This is a genomic window from Streptomyces prunicolor (assembly GCF_045162825.1).
Classification (GTDB): Bacteria; Actinomycetota; Actinomycetes; order Streptomycetales; family Streptomycetaceae; genus Streptomyces; species Streptomyces prunicolor.
Genome location: NZ_CP108676.1, coordinates 1,639,227 through 1,662,861, shown reverse-complemented (window position 1 = coordinate 1,662,861; position 23,635 = coordinate 1,639,227). Strand labels below are relative to the sequence as shown.

Here is a 23,635-nt window from a genome sequence, read left to right as displayed (position 1 = left end):
GTGCCACCGGGGCGTTGCCGGGTCATCTTCCGTGCTCTGGAGCCCTGTTGGCGGACCACCGGACGGCCCCGCCGGCAGCTTAGGTGAGCATAACCTCAGCGGCTGTGACATGGACCTGGGGTTCCGGGGTGGGTCTATCAAGTAAGGCAATGCTTACCTTACTATGCGAGCGGTCGCGGCTCCGCTGAGCCGTCCCACACGCATTGGGAGGCACGGGCAGCTGTGGCGGGCAACACGCTTTCTTCGGCACAGGTAACGGCGACGAACGACTTCTGGCGACGGCGGTTCGCGTCACCGGTACCGGAGACGTCCCTGCCGCTGGACTTCCCCCGTCCGCCACGCGCGGAGGGAGCGGTCTCCCGCGAGCAACGCGCGACGGTCCTCGCCGTGACAGCCGACGAGGCCACCCAACTCACCGCTTTCGTCGCCCTGTTGCACCGCTACGGCGGTACGACGGCCACCGAGACGGCAGTGGCCCACGACGGCCTCCCGCTGCGCGTCACCATCGACGGCGACACCCCGTTCTCCCAACTCCGCGACCAGATCGAGGCCGTACGCGCGGAGACCGCCGCCCACCACCTGCCGACCACCGAGCTGCTACGACTGCTCGCCCCCGAACCCTTCCGCGGCGGCGGCCTGTTGTGCGCCACGGGCTTCGGGCCCAACTCCTGGGACGAGAGCGGCCCACTGGACCTGGCCCTGACCGTGACCGAGGGAGAGGACGGGGGAGAGGCCGACGGCGAGGTGACGGCCGACTACCGCACCGACCTCTTCTCGCCCGCCACCGTCGACCTGATCCTCGGCCACTACGCCACGCTCCTCGCCGACGCCATAGCCCGCCCGGACACCCCGGTCGCCGACCTCGAACTCCTCGGCACGGACGAACGCCACCGCATCCTGCGCGGTTGGAACGACACCGAGCACGACGTCCCGGCGCTCACCTGGCCCCGCATGTTCGCCGACCAGGTCGCCGCCCGCCCGCACGAGATCGCCCTCATCCACGAGGACGTCCGCCTCACCTACGCCGAACTCGACGCCCGCGCCGCCAAGTTGGCGCACGCCCTGGTGGCTCGGGGTGCGGGTCCCGAGCAGGTCGTGGCGCTCGCGGTACCGCGCTCGGCGGACATGATCGTGGCCGAGGTCGCCGTCCTGAAGTCGGGCGCGGCCTATCTGCCGGTCGACACCGACTACCCGGCCGACCGCATCGCGTACATGCTCGCCGACGCCCGCCCGGTCTGCCTCGTCACCACCGCCGAGATCGCCCCCGACCTCCCGCCGGACCTCGACCCGCTGGTCCTCGACGCCCCCGAGACGGTCGCCGAGCTGGCCGTATACCCGGCCCAAGGCCCTTCCACCGCCGACGAGTTGACGACGGCGCACGCGGCCTACGTCATCTACACCTCCGGCTCCACCGGCCGTCCCAAGGGCACGGTCCTCTCCCACGCGGGCGTCGCGAAACTCGTCGCCACCCAGCAGGAACGCTTCGGCATCGGCCCGCACAGCCGGGTCCTCCAGTTCGCCTCGCCCAGCTTCGACGTCGCGTTCTGGGACCTCTGCCTCGGCCTGCTCTCCGGCGGCCGCCTGGTCGTCGTCCCCGCCGACCGCCGCGTCCCCGGCGCACCCCTCGCGGACTACGCGAACGAGCACGGCATCACCTTCATGATCCTGCCGCCCGCGCTGCTCGCCGCCATGCCCGAGGACGTCCAACTCCCGCCTGAGGCCACCCTGTTGGCGGGCACGGAACGCGTCTCGCCCGAGCTGGTCGGCCGGTACGCGCGCGGCCGGATGATGTTCAACGCCTACGGCCCGACCGAGGCCACCACCAACTCCACCCTGGGCCTGTGCGACCCGGACACCCCGGCCGGCACCATCGTGCCCATCGGCGTCCCCGACCCCGGTACCCGCGCCTACGTCCTCGACGACCGCCTGCGCCCGGTCCCCGCCGGAGTCACCGGAGAGCTCTACCTCGGCGGCGCCGGCCTGGCCCGCGGCTACCTCGGCCGCCCCGCCCTCACCGCTGAACGCTTCGTCGCCGCCCCCGCCGACATGACCGCCGCACCCGGCGAACGCCTTTACCGCACCGGTGACTTGGTCCGCTGGAAGGCGGACGGCCGACTGGAGTTCCACGGCCGCGTCGACACCCAGGTGAAGATCCGCGGCTTCCGCATCGAGCCGGGTGAGATCGAGTCCGTCCTGCGCTCCCACCCGTCCGTCGACCAGGCCGCCGTCGTCGTCCGCGAGGACCGCCCCGGCGAACGCCGCCTCGCCGCCTACGTCGTGCCCTCGCTGGACACCGAGGCGAGCCCGGACGAGGGGGTCGCGGACTGGAAGGACCTGCACGAACTCCTCTACTCCGCCGCCGGATCGGACGGTTTCGAGGAGAACTTCGCCGGCTGGAACAGCATGTACGACGGCCTTCCGATCCCCCTCGCGGACATGCGCGAGTGGCGCGAAGGAACCCTCGACCGCATCCGCGCGCTACGACCCCGGCGCATCCTGGAAATCGGCGTCGGCAGCGGTCTGTTGCTGTCCCGACTCGCCCCGGACTGCGCCGAGTACTGGGGCACCGACCTCTCCGAGGAAGCCGTACGCGCCCTGGACGCCCAGGTGTCCGCCGTCCCCGAACTAGCTGACCGCGTCACCCTGTTGGCCCGCCCCGCGCACGACCTCACCGGTCTGCCCGAAGGCCACTTCGACACGATCGTCGTGAACTCCGTCATCCAGTACTTCCCCGGTGGGGACTACCTGACGGGCGTACTCCGTGACGCGGCCGCTCTTCTCGCCCCCGGCGGCGCGGTGTTCGTCGGCGACGTACGCAACCTGCGGCTGCTGCGCACCTTGAGCGCGGCCGTCGAGAGCGGACGGGTACTGGACGAGGAGGCGGACGGTGACAAGGAAGCCTTGCGCGCCGCGGTGGACCGGGCCGTCGCCTGGGAGGGCGAACTCCTGGTCGACCCCGACTACTTCACGAGCCTCGACGGCCTCACCGCCGACATCCGCGTCAAGCGCGGCACCCACCACAACGAACTCACCCGCTACCGCTACGACGTTGTGCTCCGATCGCAGCCGGACGCCGCCGAGGTGATGCCCGAGTCGCCCTGGCCCACGCTCGGTTCGGTCCAGGCGCTGGACGAGCTGCTCACCGAACGGCCGGACCAGTTGCGGATCACGGGTATCCCCAACTCCCGCCTCGCCGACGACCTCGCCGCGCTCGACACCCTCGACGACAGCAGCAGGCCGGCCGCCGGACCGTACGGTGTCGACCCGGAGGCCCTGTACGAGACCGCCGCGCGGCACGGCTACGAGGTGGCGCTCACCTGGAACGGGGACGCCGAGGACGGCAGCCTGGACGCCGTGTTCGCCCCCGAAGGCGACGTGCAGGTCCTCGTGCGGTACCGCCCGGGAGCCGGTCACCCGCTCACCAACCGTCCCGCCCCCTTCCGCAACGTCAACGCCCTGATGTCGACGCTGCGGACACACGCCACCGAGTACCTGCCGGACTACATGGTCCCGGCCGCGTTCGTCCCGCTGGACCGGTTGCCCGTCACCCCGAGCGGCAAGCTCGACGCCGCCGCGCTGCCCGTCCCGGACCTCACCCGCGTGCTGAGCGCGGGCCGGGCGCCCGAGACGGCTCGCGAGCAGCTGCTGTGCGATCTGTACGCACGGGCGCTCAAGGTGCCCTCGGTCGGCGTCGACGACGACTTCTTCGCGCTCGGCGGCGACAGCATCGTGGCCGTCCAACTCCTCATCCTGGCCCGCCGGGCAGGCCTGGAACTCACCCCGCGAGACGTCTTCCGCCACCGCACGGTCGCCGAACTCGCCACGGTCGCCCGCACCGGGACGGCCGACGATCTCGACACCACCCCGTGGCAGACGCTGAGCGATGACGAACTCGTGGCTGTTCAGGGCGAGTTCCCCGTCACCGTCGAGGAAGTGCTCCCCCTCGGCCCGCTCCAGGAAGGCTTCTTCTTCCACGCGCTCGTGGACGGCGCCGAACTCGACGCATATGTCGTGCAGCAGGTCATCGAGCTGTCCGGACCGGTCGACGGCACCCTGCTGCGCGAGGCCGCCCAACGACTCGTCGACCGGCACGCCCCGCTGCGCGCCTGCTTCCGCCAGACGCCCACCGGCCGCCCGGTCCAACTCATCGCGTCCGGCCTCGAACTGCCCTGGCACGAGGTCGACTTGTCCGCGCAGGACGATGCCACGGTCCGCCGCACCCTCGCCGAGGCGGTCGCCGCCGACGAACGCGCCCACCGCTTCGACCTCGCCCGTCCGCCGCTGATCCGCTGCGCCCTCATCCGCTTCGGCGAGGACCGCAGCCGTCTGGTCCTGACGTTCCATCACATCGTCGCGGACGGCTGGTCCTTGCCGGTCCTGCACCGCGAACTGCTCGCCCTCTACGGCGAGAACCCGACCCCCCTCCCCGAAGTCGCCCCCTACCGCGGCTACCTCCGCCGCATCGCCGGCGCCGACCGAGAGGCAGCCCGCGCCGCTTGGAGCGACTCCCTCGCCGGGGTCGACGAGCCCACCCGACTGGTGGAGCCCCCCGCGCCTGCCGGACCCGTCGAACCCGCCCAGATCCGCGTGGAGTTGACCGAGCGGATCACCTCGCGTCTCGCCGCCCGCGCCCGGGAACGCGGAGTCACCCTCGGCACGCTCGTCCAGGGTGCCTGGGGTCTGCTCGTCGGCCGGATGACGGGCCGCGAGGACGTGCTGTTCGGCACCACGGTCGCCGGACGCGACGCCGCGGTCGACGGCATCGAGTCGATGATCGGCCTGTTCATCAACACCCTGCCCACCCGGCTGCGTTGGGCTCCGGGCGACACCCTGGGCGGACTGCTGGACCGACTCCAGGACGAGCAGAGCGCGCTTCTCGACCACCAGCACCTCGGCCTCGCCGACATCCAGCGCGCCACCGGGCACGCGGGCGACGGTGAACTCTTCGACACCCTCGTGGTGTTCGAGAACTATCCCGGCGGCGAAGGCGCCCCGGGCATCACCGACCGCACCGGCACGATCGCGGTGGCGGGCCACGCCTTCCACGACGCCGTGCACTACCCCCTGGCCCTCATCGTCAAGCCCGGCCGCCGCCTCGACCTGCGCCTCAAGCACCACGCCCGCCGTCTCGACGCCGACGCCGTGCAGTCCCTCGCCGACCGGCTCACCCTCATCCTGCACGCGCTGGCGGACGACCCCGGCGCCCGCGTCGCCGACCTCGACCTGCTGACTCCGGAGGAGCTGGCGGACGCCCACCCGGCGGGGGAGACGCGGCCGGTTCCGGCCAGCACGCTCGCCGCCGCGTTCGCCGCGCAGGTCGCGCGCACTCCGGACGCGACGGCTGTCGTCCACGACGGCACGACCACGCTCACCTACGCCGAACTGCACGCGCGAGCCGAGGAGTTGGCCGCACGCCTGCGGGCCAAGGGTGCAGGCCGGGAGCGGTTCGTCGCCGTCGCCGTACCCCGCTCGGCGGAGCTGATGGTGGCGCTGCTGGGTGTCCTGAAGTCGGGGGCCGCCTATCTGCCCCTCGACCTGGACTATCCGGCCGAGCGGCTCGCGTACATGCTGGCCGACTCGGGGGCGACGACGGTCGTCACGACGGAACGGGACGCGGACCGGCTGCCGTCGGTCGAAGGCCTGGACGTGCTGCGCGTGGACGCGGAGGGCGACGAAGCTCTGTTCGGCGGGACTCCGGACCCCGCCCACCCCGACGACCCCGCCTACCTCATCTACACCTCCGGCTCCACCGGCCGCCCCAAGGGCGTCGTCGTCACCCACCGCGCCATCGGCAACCGGCTGGCGTGGATGCAGGGCGCGTACGAACTCACGGCCGACGACCGGGTGTTGCAGAAAACGCCGTCCAGTTTCGACGTGAGCGTATGGGAGTTCTTCTGGGCGCTGTGCGAGGGCGCCGCAGTCGTCCTCGCCGCTCCTGACGGACACCGCGACCCCGCCTATCTGGCCCGCCTGATCCAGGCCGAGGGCGTCACGACGATGCACTTCGTGCCGTCGATGCTGGAGGCGTTCCTCGCCTCCGACGAGGTCACCGCCGACCCCGCGTGGGCGGCCAGCCTGCGCCGCGTCTTCAGCAGCGGCGAGGCCCTGTCCGGGTCCGCCGCCCACCGCTGGCACGAGCTGACCGGCGTCCCGCTGCACAACCTCTACGGCCCCACCGAGGCCGCCGTGGACGTGACCCACCACGCCTACGACGGCGCGCCCGACACCACCGTGCCCATCGGCCGACCCGTGTGGAACACCGGCCTGCGCGTGCTCGATTCGTGCCTGCGCCCGGTCCCCGACGGCGTCCCCGGCGAGCTGTACCTGACCGGCGTCCAGCTGGCCCGCGGCTACCACCGGCGCCCCGCGCTCACCGCCGACCGCTTCGTAGCCGACCCGTATGCCACCGAACCCGGCGCCCGCATGTACCGCACCGGCGACCTCGTACGCCGCCGCCCCGACGGCACGATCGACTACCTCGGCCGCACCGACCGCCAGGTCAAACTCCGCGGGAACCGGGTCGAACTCGGCGAGATCGAGGCCGAGTTGACGCGAATCCCCGCAGTGGCGCGGGGTGCCGTCGTCATCCGCGACCAGCGCCTCGTCGCCTACGCGGTGCCGTCATCCGGAGTCACGCTCGACCCCGCCGACCTGCGCGCCGCCCTCGCGGACGTGCTGCCCGCGCCCCTGGTCCCCGAGGCGTACGTCGTCCTCGCCGACCTCCCGCTCACCCCGAGCGGCAAGTTGGACCAGGCCGCGTTGCCCGCCCCCGAGACGGAACGCGCCGAACGCCGTTCGCCCGCAGGGCCGTTGGAGCAGCAGCTCACCGACATCTTCGCGGCCGTCCTCGGTATCGAGGACGCGGGACCGGACGACGACTTCTTCCGGCTCGGCGGAGACAGCATCAGCTCCATCGGCGTAGCCAGCCGGGCCCGCGCGGCCGGCCTGGACCTGAGCCCGCGCGACGTGTTCACACACCGCACCCCGGCCGCCCTCGCAACGGCGGCCACTCCCACGGCCGTTGTGGTCCCGGCCGCCGCAGACGTATTCACCCTCACCGATGCCGAACACGCCCGCGTCCGCGCCGTCGCCGCCCCGGCGGAGGTCGCCGACGTATGGCCGCTGGCCCCCCTCCAGGAGGGTCTGTTCTTCCACTCGGCTTACGACGAGGGCGCGTTGGACGTCTACACCGTCCACGAGACCTTCGACTTCGCGACCCGTCTCGACACCACCCGGCTGCGCGCCGCCGTCCGCACCCTCCTCGACCGCAACCCCGGCCTGCGCGCGGGCTTCACCAGCGACGGCCTCGACCAGCCGGTGCAGTTCATCGTCGAGGACCCGGACATCCCCCTCGAAGAGGTCGACCTCTCCCTCCTCCCCCCAGCCGAACAGGACGTTCTGCTACGGGAGTTGACGGACGCCGAACGCAACCGCCGCTTCGATCTGTCCGCACCCCCGCTCTTCCGGCTCCTTCTCCTGCGCCTCGGCGCGGAGCGCGGCGACCGGCTCGTCATCGGCCGTCACCTGATCCTCTGGGACGGCTGGTCGGCGTGGCTGTTCCTCGACGAGCTGTTCGCCCTCTACGAGACGGGCGGCGACGCCAACGCCCTGCCCGAGCCGGGCAGTTACCGCGACTACCTGACCTGGCTGGAGGAGCAGGACGACTCGGTCGCCACGGCCGCCTGGCGCACCGCGCTCGCCGGTCTCGACGAGCCGACGCTGCTCGCGCCCGCCGCCACCGACGGCCTCGATCCCGTCATCCCCGACCAGCTCGACGTACACCTGTCCGCCGAACTCGGCGACCGGCTCCGCGAGTTGGCCCCGGCCCACGGCCTGACCCTCAACACGATCCTCAACGCGGCCTGGGGACTCACCCTCGCCTCCGCGACCGGCCGCGCCGACGTCGTGTTCGGCACGACCGTCGCCGGACGCCCCAGCGAGGTCCCCGACGTCGGCAACATCATCGGCCTGTTCCTCAACACCGTCCCGACCCGGATCGCCCTCGACCCCGCCGAGCCGGTCCTCGACCTGCTCCGCCGCATCCAGGGCGAGCGCCTCGACCTCATGCCGTACGAGCACCTCAGCCTCGGTGTGCTCCAGGCCGAGACGGGCCACCGCAAGCTCTTCGACACGCTGTTCGTGCTGCGCAACAACGACACCGAGGAGCGGTTGGCGGACCTGAAGACCCGGCACGGCGCCACGGCCGTCGCCAACGTCGACGCCACCCACTACCCGGCCAACCTCGTCATCACCCCCGGTCGCGAGATCGCCGTCACCCTCACCCACCGCCCCGACCTCGTCCCAACCGACAGCGCCCAGGCCCTCCTTGACCGATTCGCCCTGCTCGTCGACCGCCTCACAGCCGACCTCACGGCCCCGGTCGGCTCCCTGGACCCGCTCCTGCCCGCCGAATACGCGGCGCTACGGCGGGAGTCGGCGGCCAGCCGTGTCCCCGACCCCGAGGACACCATCGCCGACCTGCTGGCCGCGCAGGCCGAACGCACCCCGGACGAGCGGGCCCTCGTCTTCGGTGAGCGCAGCATGACGTACGCCGAACTCGACGTGGCCGTAAACCGGTTGGCCCGGCTGCTGATCGACCAGGGCGCGGGCCCTGAGCGGGTCGTCGCCCTCGCCCTGCCGCGCTCCCTCGACATGGTGGTCGCACTCTTCGCGGTCCTGCGCACCGGAGCTGCTTACCTGCCCCTGGAGTTGGACCACCCGGCCGACCGCCTCTCCCTGATGCTGGCCGACGCCCGCCCGCTCCTCCTGCTCAGCACCACGGCCGTATCCGCCACGCTGGACGGCGAGATGGCCCGAGTCCTGCTCGACGACCCCCAGATCAAGGGGGAGTTGGCGGGCCAGTCGGACGCTCCGGTCCGCCGCCGCTTCAGCCTCGAACACCCCGCCTACGTCATCTACACCTCCGGCTCCACCGGCCGCCCCAAGGGCGTCGTCACCCCCTACCGGGGCCTGACGAACATGCAGTTGAACCACCAGAAGGAGATCTTCGAACCCGCCATCGCCTCGGCCGGCGGGCGACGGCTGCGCATCGCGCACACCGTGTCCTTCGCCTTCGACATGTCGTGGGAAGAGCTGCTGTGGCTCGTCGAGGGCCACGAAGTGCACGTCTGCGACGAGGAGTTGAGGCGTGACGCCGAGGCACTGGTCGCCTACTGCGAACGGCACCGCGTCGACGTCGTCAACGTCACCCCCACCTACGCCCGACTCCTCATCGAACAGGGCCTGTTGGAGGGCCACGTCCCGCCGCTGGTCCTGCTCGGCGGCGAGGCCGTCCCCGAGACGGTGTGGACGGCGCTGCGCGACACCGAGGGGACGTACGGCTACAACCTGTACGGGCCGACCGAGTACACCATCAACACCCTCGGTGGCGGCACCCTGGACAGCGACACCCCGACCGTCGGCAAGCCCATCCGCGGCACCCGCGCCCACATCCTCGACGCCTGGCTGCGCCCGGTGCCCGACGGTGTCCCCGGCGAGCTGTACATCGCCGGAATCGGCCTGGCCCGCGGCTACTTGGACCGCCCCTCGCTGACCGCCGAACGCTTCGTCGCCGACCCGTTCGGCGAACCCGGCGAACGCATGTACCGCACTGGCGACTTGGTCCGCCGCAACCCCGACGGCAACCTCGACTTCCTCGGCCGCACCGACGACCAGGTCAAGATCCGCGGCTATCGCATCGAACCCGGCGAGATCGAAACCGCCCTCAGCCGCCACCCGTTGGTCGCCCAGGCCGCCGTCGTCGTCCGCGACGAACGCCTCGTCGGCTACGTCGTGCCCTCCGGCGCCGACTCGGCCGAACGCACCGCCGCCGAGGCCGCGCAGGTGGGGGAGTGGCAGGAGATCTACTCGGACGAGTACGAGGAGATCGGCACCGCCGTCTTCACCGAGCAGTACGACGGCTGGGACAGCTCCTACGACGGACAGCCCATCCCCTTCGAGGAGATGCACGAGTGGCGGGAGGCCACCCTCGCCCGCATCGGCTCCCTCAAGCCCCGCCGCATCCTCGAAATCGGCGTCGGATCAGGCCTGTTGCTGTCCCGGCTCGCCCCGGACAGCGAGGCGTACTGGGCAACCGACTTCGCCGCGCCCGTCATCCGCAAGATCGGCGAAGAGGTCCGGCGCGACCCCGCCCTCGCCTCCAAGGTCGAACTGCGCTGCCGCCCGGCCGAGGATCTGAGCGGTCTGCCGTTCGCCTACTTCGACACGATCGTCATCAACTCCGTCATCCAGTACTTCCCGAGCATCGACCACCTGACCGCCGTGCTGCACGGCGCGATGGAACTGCTCGCGCCCGGCGGCGCCCTGTTCGTCGGCGACGTCCGCAACCTGCGCCTCGCCGGCACCTTCCACACCGAGATCCAGCGCACCCGGGGCACCGCCGAAGCGGACCTGGAGCGGGCGGTGGAACGCGGCCTGCGCCTGGAGAAGGAACTCCTCGTAGACCCCGACTACTTCACCACCCTCGGCTACGGCGTCGACCTGCGCACCAAGCGCGCCCACCACCACAACGAACTGTCCCGCCACCGCTACGACGTCGTCCTCTACGCCGATGACCCGGACGTACGTCTGGACAGCATCCCGTCCGTCGACTGGGCCACCGGCAACACCATCGGCGAACTCCTGCGCGGCGACTGGTCGTCGGCCGAGGCGATCGGTCAACTCCTGGCCGGCAGCTGGTCCGCAACCGGGGTGGCCGGCGAACGCCCGCGTGGCGATCGGCCCGAGGCGCTCCGCTTCACCGGCATCCCCGACGGCCGTACGACCGAGTCGGGCGTCGACCCCGAGCATCTGCACGAACTCGGTACGGCGGCCGGTTACCGGGTGCTGACGACCTGGTCGGGGGAGACCGGGACCTACGACGCTGTGTTCCTGAAGTCCGCCGAGCTACGCGTCACCGGCGGCCTGTTCCGCCCCGGCGGCGGCACGGATCCTTACGCCAACGACCCCACCGCCGCCCGCGAGGCGAGCGCGCTGGTACGCCGGCTGCGTGCGGACCTGGGCCGTGAACTGCCCGACTACATGGTCCCGTCGGCCTTCGTCACCGTCGACGGCCTGCCCATGAACGCCAACGGCAAGCTCGACGTCCGCGCCCTGCCCGACGCAGAACCCGCCGTCGCCCTCGGCGGCGGACGTGGCCCGCGCACTCCGCAGGAAGAGGTGCTCTGCCGCCTGTTCGCCGAGGTGCTGGGGCTGCCGGAGGTCGGCGCCGAGGACAACTTCTTCGACCTGGGCGGCCATTCACTCCTCGCCACCCGGCTGGTCAGCCGCGCCCGCACCGAACTCGGCGCCGAACTCGCCATCCGCGACCTCTTCGAGGCACCCACACCCGCCCTCCTCGCGGGCCGTGCGGACACGGCGAGCCCGGCCCGCCCGGCGGTCACCCCCGTCACCGACCGACCCGCCCGCATCCCGCTGTCGGCCGCCCAGCGACGGCTGTTGCTCGTCGAAGAGATCACCGGCAGCGGAGTCGCCTACAACTTCCCGCTGGTCTTCCGGCTGCGCGGCACCCTCGACACCGAGGCCCTGGCCGCCGCTCTACGGGACGTCGCCGGACGGCACGAGGCGCTGCGGACGGTGTTCCCGACCCACGAGGGCGAGCCGTACCAGCGGATCATCCCGGCCGCCGACGCCCATCCCATCGCCACGGTCGTCGACTGCACCGAGGACGAACTGCCCGCGCTGATCGAGTCCGCCCAGCGCCGCTCCTTCGACCTGACCACCGAACTCCCTTTGCGCTGCGAGGTGTTCAGGCTCGGCGCGGACGAGCACGTGGTCGCCGTCGTCCTGCACCACATCACCACCGACGAGTGGTCCGACCGCCCCTTCCTCGCCGACCTCGACACCGCCTACGCGGCCCGCCGCGAGGGACGGGCACCCGAGTGGGCACCGCTGCCGGTGCAGTACGCCGACTACACCCTCTGGCAGGACGACCTCCTCGCCCGCACCGGCGAGGCCCAACTCGCCCACTGGACAGACGCGTTGCGCGGCCTGCCCGAGGAACTCGCCCTGCCCGCCGACCGACCGCGCCCCGCCGAACCGACCGGCAACGGCGGCAAGGTCCGCCTGGAACTGCCCACCGCCACCGGCCACGCCCTGCGCGACCTCTCCGGCGCCACCGGCACCAGCATGTTCATGCTGTTCCAGGCGGCCACCGCCGCCCTGCTGAACCGGCTCGGCGCGGGCGACGACATCCCCCTCGGCGCCCCCATCGCGGGCCGCACCGACGAGGCACTCGCCGACCTGGTGGGCTTCTTCGTCAACACCCTGGTGCTGCGCACCGATGTGTCCGGCGACGAGCTGACGTTCCGTGAACTCCTGGGCCGGGTAAGGGAATCGTCCCTCGCCGCCTTCGAGTACCAGGACCTGCCCTTCGACCGGGTCGTGGAGGCCCTCAACCCGCCCCGCGTGGCCGGCCGCAACCCGCTCTTCCAGGTCATGCTCGGCTACCACCACCGCCCCGACGGCGACCCGGACGTGCTCGGCCTCGCGACCGAGTGGTTCGACATGGACACCGGCATGGCGAAGTTCGACCTCCACTTCACCTTCGTCGACGAGACGGGCAGTGACCGGGTGGTCCTGCTCCTGGAGTACGCGACCGACCTCTTCGACCACGGGACGGCGGAGCGGATCGCCGCACGCATGGCCCGCCTCCTGGACCACGCGGCGGCCGAACCCGACCGCGCGGTAAGGGACTTCGACCTCCTGGCGGACGCCGAACGCGCGCTGGTCCTGGCCGAGTGGAACACCACCGACCACCCGGTCCCGGCCACCACCCTCGCGGAACTCTTCCGGGCCCAGATCGCCCGCACGCCGGACGCCACGGCGCTCGTCTTCGAGGGGCAGTCGCTGACCTACGCGGAACTGGACGCTCAAGTCGAGCGCACAGCAGGGGTGTTGGCCGCGCTCGGCGCAGGTCCCGAGGAGACCGTCGCCGTAGCCCTCCCACGCTCACTCGAACTCGTCGTAGCCCTGCTCGCCGTACACCGAGCCGGAGCCGCCTATCTCCCGCTCGACCCCGACTACCCGGAGGACCGCCTCGCCCTGATGGTCGAGGACGCCCGCCCGGTGTACGTCATCCGCGACACCCTGCCGACCGGTCCCGAAGGCCAACTCCCCACGTCCTACGATCCGTCGAGCCCCGCGTACGTCATCTACACCTCGGGCTCCACCGGCCGCCCCAAGGGCGTCGTCGTCCCGCACCAGGGCATCGTCAACCGCCTGCTGTGGATGCAGGACGCGTACGGTCTCACGGCCGCGGACCGGGTGCTGCAGAAGACGCCGTCGAGCTTCGACGTGTCGGTGTGGGAGTTCTTCTGGCCGCTGATCACCGGCGCCACGCTGGTCGTCGCCCGCCCCGAAGGACACCGCGACCCCGCCTACTTGGCCCGGCTGATCCGCGAACAGGACGTCACCACCGTCCACTTCGTGCCCTCCATGCTCCAATTCTTCCTGGAGGAGCCCTCGGTGGCCGACTGCACCGGCCTCCGCCGCGTTATGTGCAGCGGCGAGGCCCTGCCTGTCGCCCTCACCCACCGTTTCCACGAGGTCCTGACCACCGCCGAACTCCACAACCTCTACGGCCCGACCGAGGCTTCGGTCGACGTGACGGCCGTGGAGATCGGCCCGGACGCGACGAGCGTCCCGATCGGCCGCCCGGTGTGGAACACCCGCACCTACGTCCTCGACGCGGGCCTGCGCCCCGTCCCGCCCGGCGTCCCGGGCGAGTTGTACCTCGCGGGCGTTCAGCTCGCACGCGGCTACCTCGATCGGCCCGGCCTGACCGCCGAGCGGTTCGTCGCCGACCCGTACGGCGCCCCGGGCACCCGTATGTACCGCACCGGCGACCTGGCCCGCTGGAACGCCGACGGCACGATCGAGTACCTGGGCCGCACCGACGACCAGGTGAAGGTACGGGGCTTCCGCGTCGAACCGGGCGAGATCGAGGGCGCGTTGACCGCGCACCCGTCCGTCGCACACGCCGTTGTCGTGGTCCGGGAACAGCGCCTGGTGGCGTACATGGTCCCGGCCGGGGACGGCGGACCGGTCGACTTGAGCACGTTGCGGACCCACACGGCCGCCGCTCTCCCCGCCCACATGGTCCCCGCCGCCTTCGTCACCCTCAGCGCCCTGCCCCTCACCCCCAACGGCAAGCTCGACCGCGCCGCCCTGCCCGCCCCCGACTTCACGACCGCCACAGACGCCGGCAACGCGCCCCGCAGCCCGCGCGAGGAGATCCTCGCCGGACTCTTCGGAGACGTCCTCGGCCTCGAACGCGTCGGCGCCGACGACGACTTCTTCACCCTCGGCGGTCACTCACTGCTCGCCATGCGCCTGGTCAGCCGCGTCCGCAAGGTACTTGGCGCCGACCTCACCGTCCGTACCGTCTTCGAGGCGTCCACACCCGCGCTCCTCGCGGCCCGCCTGGACGACCGAGCCGGCGGACTGCCCGCCCTCGTCCCGGCCGAGCGGTCCGACGAACTCCCGCTCTCCTACGCCCAACAGCGACTCTGGCTCCTGCACCGCATCGAGGGCCCGGGAGCCACGTACAACATCCCGGCCGCCTGGCGCCTGACCGGCGCGCTCGACCGGGACGCGCTGGCCGCCGCGCTGGACGACGTCGCCGTACGACACGAGAGCCTGCGCACGGTCTTCCCCGAGCGGGACGGCCGCCCGCGCCAGGTCGTGCTGGACCAGGCCACCGTGCCCCTCCACCACAGCCGCGTCACGGACACCGAACTGCCCGACCGCCTCGCCGAGGCCGCCGCGCGCGGCTTCGACATCGACCGCGAACTCCCGCTCCGCGCCCACCTGTTCGAGGTGAGCGAGGACGAGCACGTCCTGCTGCTGGTGCTGCACCACATCGCCGGCGACCAGTGGTCCGACGGCCCGCTGTGGCGCGACCTGGCCACGGCCTACGAGGCCCGCCGCGAGGCACGGGCACCCGCGTGGGCGCCGCTGCCGGTGCAGTACGCCGACTACGCCCTCTGGCACCGCGAGGCGCTCGGCGACCCCGACGCCCCGGACAGCCGCCAGTCCCGCCAACTCGCCTACTGGCAGACTGCATTGGCTGGTCTGCCGGACGAGCTGGCGCTGCCCACCGACCGCCCCCGCCCGCTGGAGAGCAGCCACCAGGGTGGTGCCGTCGGACTGACCCTCGACCCCGAACGGACCCGTCGACTGCGGGCGTTGGCCCGCCGCCACGGCGTGAGTATGTTCATGGTCACCCAGGCCGCCGTCGCCGCGCTGCTGCACCGGCTCGGGGCCGGGGACGACATCCCGCTCGGCGCACCCATCTCCGGGCGCGGCGACGAACACCTCGAAGACCTGGTCGGCTTCTTCGTCAACACCCTTGTCCTGCGCACCGATCTGTCCGGCGACCCCACGTTCGCCGATCTGCTCGCCCGCGTCCGGGACACCGACCTCGCCGCCTACGAACACCAGGACCTGCCCTTCGAGCGCCTGGTGGAGGCGGTCAACCCGACCCGTTCACTGGCCCGGCATCCGCTGTTCCAGGTGATGGTCGTCCACCTCGACGACGAGGGCGCCACGCCTGCCCTGTCCGGCTTGACCGCACGCCGTGAGGAACTCGGCCAGCAGGGCGCCAAGTTCGACCTCAGCTTCGACTTCGTCGAGCAGGGCGCGGACGGGATGCGGTGCTGGATCGAGTACAGCGCCGACCTCTTCGACGAGTCGACCGCCGAACTCCTCGCCCAGCGCCTGGAGTTGCTGCTGACCCAGATCGCCACCGACCCCGACCGGCGCATCGGCACGCTCGACGTCCTGCGCGACGACGAACGCGCCCTCGTCCTCACCAACTGGAACGACACCGCACGCACCGTCCCCGACCTCACCCTGCCGGAACTCTTCCGCGCCCAGGTCGCCCGCACCCCCGAGGCCACGGCGATCGTCTTCGAGGACACCTCCCTCACCTACGCCGAACTCGACCTGCGGGTAGAGAAGTTGGCCCACGCGCTGGCCGCGCACGGAGCGCAGGCCGAGGCCGTCGTCGCCGTCGCGCTGCCCCGCTCCCTCGCCCTCGTGGTGTCCCTCCTCGCGGTCCACCGAGCGGGCGCCGCCTACCTGCCCCTCGACACCGGCTACCCGACCGAACGGCTCGCCTACACGCTTGGCGACGCCCGCCCGGTCTGCCTGATCACCACCGAGGGCGTCACCCTCCCGGACAGCGATGTACCCACCGTCACGGTGGACGCGCACGGCACGCCCGACCACCCGGCGTACGCGCCGCTGCCCACCACCCACGACCCACGCCACCCCGCCTACGTCATCTACACCTCGGGCTCGACCGGCCGTCCCAAGGGCGTCACCGTCCCCCACCAGGGCATCACCAACCGCCTGTTGTGGATGCAGGACACCTACCGCCTCGACGAGGACGACCGGGTGTTGCAGAAGACCCCGGCCGGGTTCGACGTGTCGGTGTGGGAGTTCTTCTGGCCGCTCATCACCGGCGCCACGCTCGTCGTGGCCCGCCCGGAAGGCCACCAGGACCCGGTCTACCTCGCCGAACTGATCCGACGTCAGCACATCACCACGGCCCACTTCGTGCCGTCGATGCTCCGCGCCTTCCTCGACGAGCCTGCCGCCGCCCACTGCACTGAGCTGCTCCAAGTGATGTGCAGCGGCGAGGCGTTGCCCGCCCAACTGGCCGCCCGCTGCCACCAGGTCCTGCCGGGCAGTCGCCTCCACAACCTCTACGGCCCGACCGAGGCATCTGTCGACGTCACCGCCCACGAGGTACCCACCGACTCGGCCACCGTGCCGATCGGCCGCCCGGTGTGGAACACCCGCACCTATGTCCTCGACGCCGGACTGTGCCCCGTACCGCCCGGTGTGGCCGGCGAACTGTACCTGGCGGGCGTGCAGTTGGCGCGCGGCTACCTGGGCCGATCCGCCCTGACCGCCGAACGCTTCGTCGCCGACCCGTACGCCACCGAGCCCGGCGCCCGGATGTACCGCACCGGTGACCTGGCCCGCTGGACCCGGGACGGCGAACTGGAGTACCTGGGCCGCGCCGACGACCAGGTCAAGCTGCGCGGGTTCCGTATCGAACTCGGCGAGATCGAGAGCGTGTTGGCCGCCCACGAGAGCGTCGCGCACGCCACTGTCGTGCTGCGGGACGAACGCCTCGTCGCGTACGTCGTACCGAGCAGCGAGACAGCGGACTCCGCCGAACTCCGGGCCCACACCGCCCGGTCGCTGCCCGACCACATGGTTCCGTCGGCCGTCGTCACCCTCGACGCCCTCCCGCTCACCCCCAACGGCAAGCTCGACCGACGTGCCCTGCCCGCCCCCGACTTCGCGGCAGAGGTCACCGACACCCGCCCGCGCACACCGCTGGAGGAGACCCTCTGCGCCCTCGTCGCGGACGTGCTCGGTCTCGAACGCGTCGGTGTCGAGGACGACTTCTTCTCCCTCGGCGGCGACAGCATCGTCGCCATGCAGCTGGTCGCCCGTGCCCGCGCGGCCGGGCTCACCTTCAGCCCGCGTGACGTGTTCCGCCACAAGTCGGCAGCCGGGCTCGCCACCGTCACCGCCGCCACGGCCGCCGCCGAGCGCGACGACGAGGTCACCCTGCTCGACCTCACGTCCGACGAACGCGCCGAACTCGCCGCCCTGCCCGCCGGAACCGAAGTCCTCCCCGTCTCCCCGCTCCAGGCCGGCCTGCTCTTCCACGCCGCCCTCGACTCCGGCGACGACGGACCGGACGTGTACACCGTCCAGGTCTCCTACGACCTCGAAGGCCTCCTGGACGCCGACCGGTTGCACACCGCGGCCCAGTCCGTGCTCGACGCGCACGAGAACCTGCGCAGCGGCTTCCGGCACCTGTCCTCCGGACGGCCTGTCGCCGTCGTACCGCGCACGGCCGTCCTGCCCTGGCGGCAGCTCGACCTGGCTGATGACCCCGAGGAGTGGGAGCGCCTACTCGTCCAGGAGCGGCGCCGCTTCGACCCCGAACGGCCGCCGCTGCTCCGGCTGTTGCTGGCCCGGCTCGGTCCGGACCGGCACCGGCTCGTGCTCTCGCACCAGCATCTCCTGCTGGACGGCTGGTCGTTGCCGCTGCTCACCGCCGAACTGTGGGCGCGCTACGAGGGCCGCACGCCGGCCGCGCCCGCCCCGTACCGTGAGCACCTGCGGCTGCTGGCCGCCCAGGACCCGGCCGTCTCCACCGCCGCGTGGGCCGAGGCCCTCGGCGGTCTGGCGGAGCCGACGCGCCTCGCGCCCGTCGACCCCGACCGTGCCGCCGTCGTACCGTCCACCCACACCGTGGAGTTGGACCCGGACCGCACGGCGGAGCTGGAGGCGTTCGCGCGCCGCCAGGGCGTCACCGTCAACACCCTTGTGCAGGCCGCCTGGGGCGTGTTGCTCGGGCGGCTCACCGGACGGGACGACGTGGTGTTCGGTGCCACCGTCGCCGGGCGTTCGCCCGAGCTGGCCGGTGCCGAGTCGATGATCGGCCTGTTCATCAACACCATCCCCGTACGGGTACGGGTCCGCCCGGAGGAGAGCACGGCCGCGCTGTTGGACCGGCTCCAGGACGAGCAGTCCCGGCTCATCGCCCACCAGCACCTCGGCCTCGCCGACATCCAGCGCGCCGCCGGACTCGGTGAACTCTTCGACACCCTCGTGGTGTTCGAGTCGTACCCGGTCCCCGCCGACGAGGAGGGCGGCGACGGGCCGCGCGTCACTGTCCGGGACCACGAGGACTCCACCCACTACCCGTTCGCTTGGGCGATCGAGCCCGCCGAACGGCTGCGGCTCACCGCCGAGTTCAGGTCCGACCTCTTCCAACCGGCCGTCGTACGACGGATCACGGACGCCATGACCGCCCTCCTCACGGGCATGGCGGCCGAGCCCGACCGTCCCGTCGGCCGACTCGACCTGCTCGACCCGGTCGAGCGGTACACGGTCCTGGAGACCTGGAACGACACCGCGCTGCCCGCACCGGAGGCCGAACGGCTCGGCACCGTACCGGCGTTGTTCGTCGCGCAGGCCGCCGCCGACCCCGGTGCGGTCGCCGTCACCGACGGCCGTACGACGTGGACGTTCGCCGAACTCGACGCGCGCACGGACCAGTTGGCCCGCGTCCTCGCCGGACACGGCGTAGGACCCGAGCGGATCGTGGCCCTCGCACTGCCCCGCACCGCCGACCACATCGCCGCGATCCTCGCCGTGATGAAGGCGGGCGCCGCCTATCTGCCCCTCGACCCCGACCTCCCCGAGTCCCGCCTGACCGGCATGCTCGACGACGCCCGCCCCGCGCTGATACTGGCCACGGCGGAAACGGCCGCCACGCTCCCCACAACCACCGTCCCCGTACTGCGACTTGACGCCCCGACCGACGGACTGCCGGAGGTCGAACCCGTCGCCCCCGACCCCGACCACCCCGCCTACGTCATCTACACCTCGGGCTCCACCGGCCGCCCCAAGGGCGTCGTCGTCACCCAGCGAGGCATCGCCAACCTCTTCCACAGCCATCGCCACGACCTGCACGAGGTCGCCAAGCGGCGCACCGGACTGCGGCGCCTGCGGGTCGGGCACGCCTGGTCGTTCTCCTTCGACGCCTCCTGGCAACCGCAGTTGTGGCTCCTTGACGGACACGCGCTGCACATCGCCGACGACGAGACCCGCCGCGACCCCGAACTCCTCGCCGCGTTCATCCGCGACCGGGGCATCGACTTCATCGAGGTCACCCCGTCCCTGCTCGCGCAGATGGCGGACAGCGGCCTGATCGGGGACGAGGGCGACTGCCCGCTCTCCGTGGTCGGCTTCGGCGGCGAGGCCGTACCCGAGTCGCTGTGGGCGCGGCTGGCCGCACTTCAGGACACCGAGGCGTTCAACCTGTACGGCCCCACCGAGGCCACCGTCGACGCGCTCGTCGGCCGGGTCCGCGACAGCGCCACCCCGGTCGTCGGACGGCCGGTTCACGAGTCCCGCGCCTACGTCCTCGACACCGCCCTGCGCCCCGTACCGCCCGGCGTCACAGGGGAGTTGTACCTGTCGGGACCGGGCCTGGCCCGCGGTTACCTCGGCCGGCCCGAACTCACCGCCGAACGCTTCGTCGCCGACCCGTACGCCACCAAGCCCGGTGAGCGCATGTACCGCACCGGAGACATGGCCCGCTGGACGGAGGACGGCCTCCTCGAGTTCGCCGGACGCACCGACGACCAGGTCAAGATCCGCGGCTACCGCATCGAACTCGCCGAGATCGAGGCCGCGTTGGACACCCACCCGGCCGTCACGCAGAGCGTGGTCGTGGCCCGCGAACACCGGCCCGGCATCCGGCAGTTGATCGCCTACGTCGTCGCCGACGCGGCGGACGGGACCGAACTCCGCGCCCACGCCGCCTCCGCACTGCCCGACTACATGGTCCCGGCCGCCGTGGTCGTCCTCGACCAGTTGCCGCTGCTGTCGAACGGCAAGCTCGACCGATCCGCCCTGCCCGCCCCGGACTTCACCGCCCAGGGCGGCGGCCGGGCCCCCGAGAACGACACCGAGCGCACCCTGCGCGACCTGTTCGCGGACGCCCTCGGGCTACCCGCCGAGGCAGTCGGCACGGACGACGACTTCTTCACCTTCGGCGGTGACAGCATCGTCGCCATGCAACTCGTCGCCCGGGCCCGCGCCGGTGGGCTGCGGGTCACGCCCCGGCAGGTCTTCCAGCACCGAACCGTCGCCGCCCTCGCGGCGGTTGCCGTCCCGCTCGACGCCGACGAACGGCAGGCCGTGCACGACGACGGGACCGGCACCGTCCCGCTCACCCCGATCATGCGCGGCCTGCTGGAGCGCGGCGGCCCGATCGCCGCCTACCATCAGGCGGCCCTGGTCCAGACCCCGGCCGACCTGACCGAACCGAGCCTGCTGACGGTGCTCAAGGCACTCGCCGACCGGCATGCCATGCTGCGGGCCCAACTCGTCCGCGATCCCGAGTGGTTGCTGCGAGTACCGGCCGCGCGGGACACCGACGTCAGCACCTGGCTCACCCGCGTCGACGTGCGCGGGGCGGACGACGACGAACTGCGCGCGGCCATCTCCCGCCACGCCGGGACGGCCCGGTCCGGGCTCGACCCGGACGCCGGGGCGATGGTGCGGGCGGTCTGGTTCGACGCCGGACCCGGACAGCCAGGCCGACTCCTCATCCTCGTCCACCACTTGGTGATCGACGGCGTCTCCTGGCGCGTCCTGCTGCCCGACCTGGCCACCGCCTGGGCGGCGGTCAGGGGTGGTCGTACGCCCGAACTCGCCCCCGTGGAGCTGTCGTTCGGCCGCTGGTCCCGACTCCTCGGAACCCGCGCCACCGACCCCGCCACCGAGGACGAACTGCCGTGGTGGACCTCCACTCTCGCCGAGGGCGCCGAACTCCCGCTGCCCCGCCCGCTCGACCCGGCCCGGGACACGGTCGCCACCACCCGGTACGTCTCCGTGTCCCTGCCCGCCGACGTCACGGGCCCGCTGCTGAGCCGGGCCCCGGCCGCGTTCGGAGCCACCGTCAACGACGTACTGCTCACCGCGTTCGCATTGGCGGTCGGTGACTGGCGCACCCGCACCCTGGGTGCCGAACGGCGGGGTGGCGGACCGGTGTTGGTGGACGTGGAGGGCCACGGCCGTGAGGAGCAACTCGCGGGCGACGCCGACCTGTCCCGTACGGTCGGCTGGTTCACCAGCGTCGTACCTGTACGACTCGACCCGGGCGAGGACGAGTTGGCGGACGCCGTCACGGATGGGCCCGCGCTGGACGCGGCCCTGGCCCGGGTCCGCGAGCACCTCGCCGCCCTGCCCACCGCCGGTATCGGACACGGCCTGCTGCGCCACCTCAACCCTGGGACGGGCGCGCGTCTCGCTCAACTCGGCGAGCCGCAGATCGAGTTCAACTACATGGGCCGCTTCGACCGCCCGGCGTCGGCCGACTGGTCCTACGCCCCCGAGGACGATGCCGCCGACCTCGACGCCGACCCCGGCCAGCCGATGTCCCACGCCCTGACCCTCAACGCCATCACCGAAGACCGCCCCGAGGGCCCGGAGTTGAACGCCCACTGGGCGTACGCCGCCGAACTCCTCACCGAGGAACAGGTACGGGACCTGGCCCGCACCTGGTTCCGTGCACTGGAGGCGGTCGTACGACGAGCGGCCGTACTCAACAAGCCCTGACCCCACCGGACTTACCCGACCGACTCACTCACCCGACCGCATCAGAGAGGCAAGGAACCCCCGACATGAGCAACCCGTTCGAGAACCCCGAAGGCGTCTACTCCGTCCTCGTCAACGACGAGGGCCAGCACAGCCTTTGGCCCGACTTCGTGGACGTACCGGCGGGCTGGACGGTCGCGTACGGACCGGCCGCGCGGCAGGAGTGCCTCGACCACATCGAGGCCAACTGGACGGACATGAGGCCGAAGAGCCTGGTCGAGGTCGACGGGGTCTGAGCACACGAAAGGGGGGCGGGTCCGAACTACCTCGGACCCGCCCCCCTTTCACGTTCCGTGGGTCAGGACGCCGGCTGCTCCACCTTCGTCGAGGTCTTGCCGTCCACCGCCGCCGCGAGCTGCGGCACCATGCGGTCCAGGACGTAGGGGATGCTCAACACCGTGGACAGGGATACGGCGTTGCCGTAGTCGCTGGTCTCCTTGATGAAGACCTCGCGGCCCTGCTTCACCACGTTGAGGTCGCCGTAGATCTTGTCGTTGTGCAGCTTGGTGACGGCCGTGGTGGTGTCGGGGACGATCCACACGGCGACCTTCTGGTCGAGGAGGTCGTAGCGTTCCTTGCTGATGTTGGCGCCGAACGTGTCACCGATGACCTTGTCGAGGCCCGCCGGGAGCGAGAAGCCCAGATCGGACAGGAGCCGGGAGCGCGGGTCCTGGCTGCCGTAGACGAACACGCCCTCGTACGGGGTGGCCATGACGGCCGTCGCGTCGGCGAAGGCGGGGTTCGCCTTCTTGGCCGCCGTGAACTTGGCCTCGACGCCCGACACCAGGGTCTTGGCCTCGTCGGCCTTGCCCAGCGCCTTGCCGATCTCCTCGGTCTGCTGCTGCCACGGCACGCCGTAGTCGTTGTATTCCTTGGGCTGTGCGACGACCGGCGCGAACTGCGACAGGCTCTGGTACTGCGCCTTCGTCAGACCCGAGTAGACGGCGAGGATCAGATCGGGCTTCAGGGCCGCGATCTTCTCCACCTGCGGGCCGGTGCCGGTGTCCTTGAGGACGGTCGGCGCCGCGGCGCTGCCCAACTTGTCCTGCGCCCAAGGGCCGATGGCGCCCTTGTAGCCGCCGAGCCACTCGGTCGTCCCGACCGGCACCTTGCCCAGGGCGAGGACGGCGTCCTGGTCGGTGAGGCCGACGGTGACGATCCGCTTGGGCTCGGACTTGATCGTTGTACTGCCGAACTTGTGGGCGATCGTCACAGGGAAGGCGTCCGCGGAGGCCTTGGCCCCCGACCCCGACGTGTTCGAACTGGACGACGTGGAGTCGGAGTTGGAGGAACCGCAGCCGACCGCCGTGACGGCCAGCAGGATTACGGAGGCGAGCAGGCCGGACAGCCGGGAAGCTCTGGTGGCGCGGGGCATCGGATGATCCTTCTGTTCGTCGCGGTGGGTTCGGCG

General features: G+C 71.8%; 3 protein-coding genes. 2 read left to right on the top strand and 1 reads right to left on the bottom strand.

The window, feature by feature from the left end; translation table 11 throughout:
- Positions 1-222 precede the first annotated feature (222 nt).
- Together OG588_RS07400 and OG588_RS07395 are read left to right on the top strand one after the other, a co-directional pair.
- Complete coding sequence (locus OG588_RS07400) at positions 223-22,185, top strand: non-ribosomal peptide synthase/polyketide synthase (protein ID WP_405946590.1); 21,963 nt, start codon at positions 223-225, stop codon at positions 22,183-22,185.
- A gap of 65 nt (positions 22,186-22,250) precedes the next feature.
- Positions 22,251-22,460 (top strand): MbtH family protein, encoded by a 210-nt coding sequence (locus OG588_RS07395; protein WP_266869299.1) that lies wholly within the window; start codon positions 22,251-22,253, stop codon positions 22,458-22,460.
- Positions 22,461-22,522: 62 nt separating this feature from the next.
- Here the strand turns inward: OG588_RS07395 and OG588_RS07390 are convergent, their stop codons facing one another.
- Positions 22,523-23,599, bottom strand: a complete 1,077-nt coding sequence (locus OG588_RS07390; RefSeq protein WP_398851754.1) for an iron-siderophore ABC transporter substrate-binding protein — start codon at positions 23,597-23,599, stop codon at positions 22,523-22,525.
- Between the last annotated feature and the right edge of the window lie 36 nt (positions 23,600-23,635).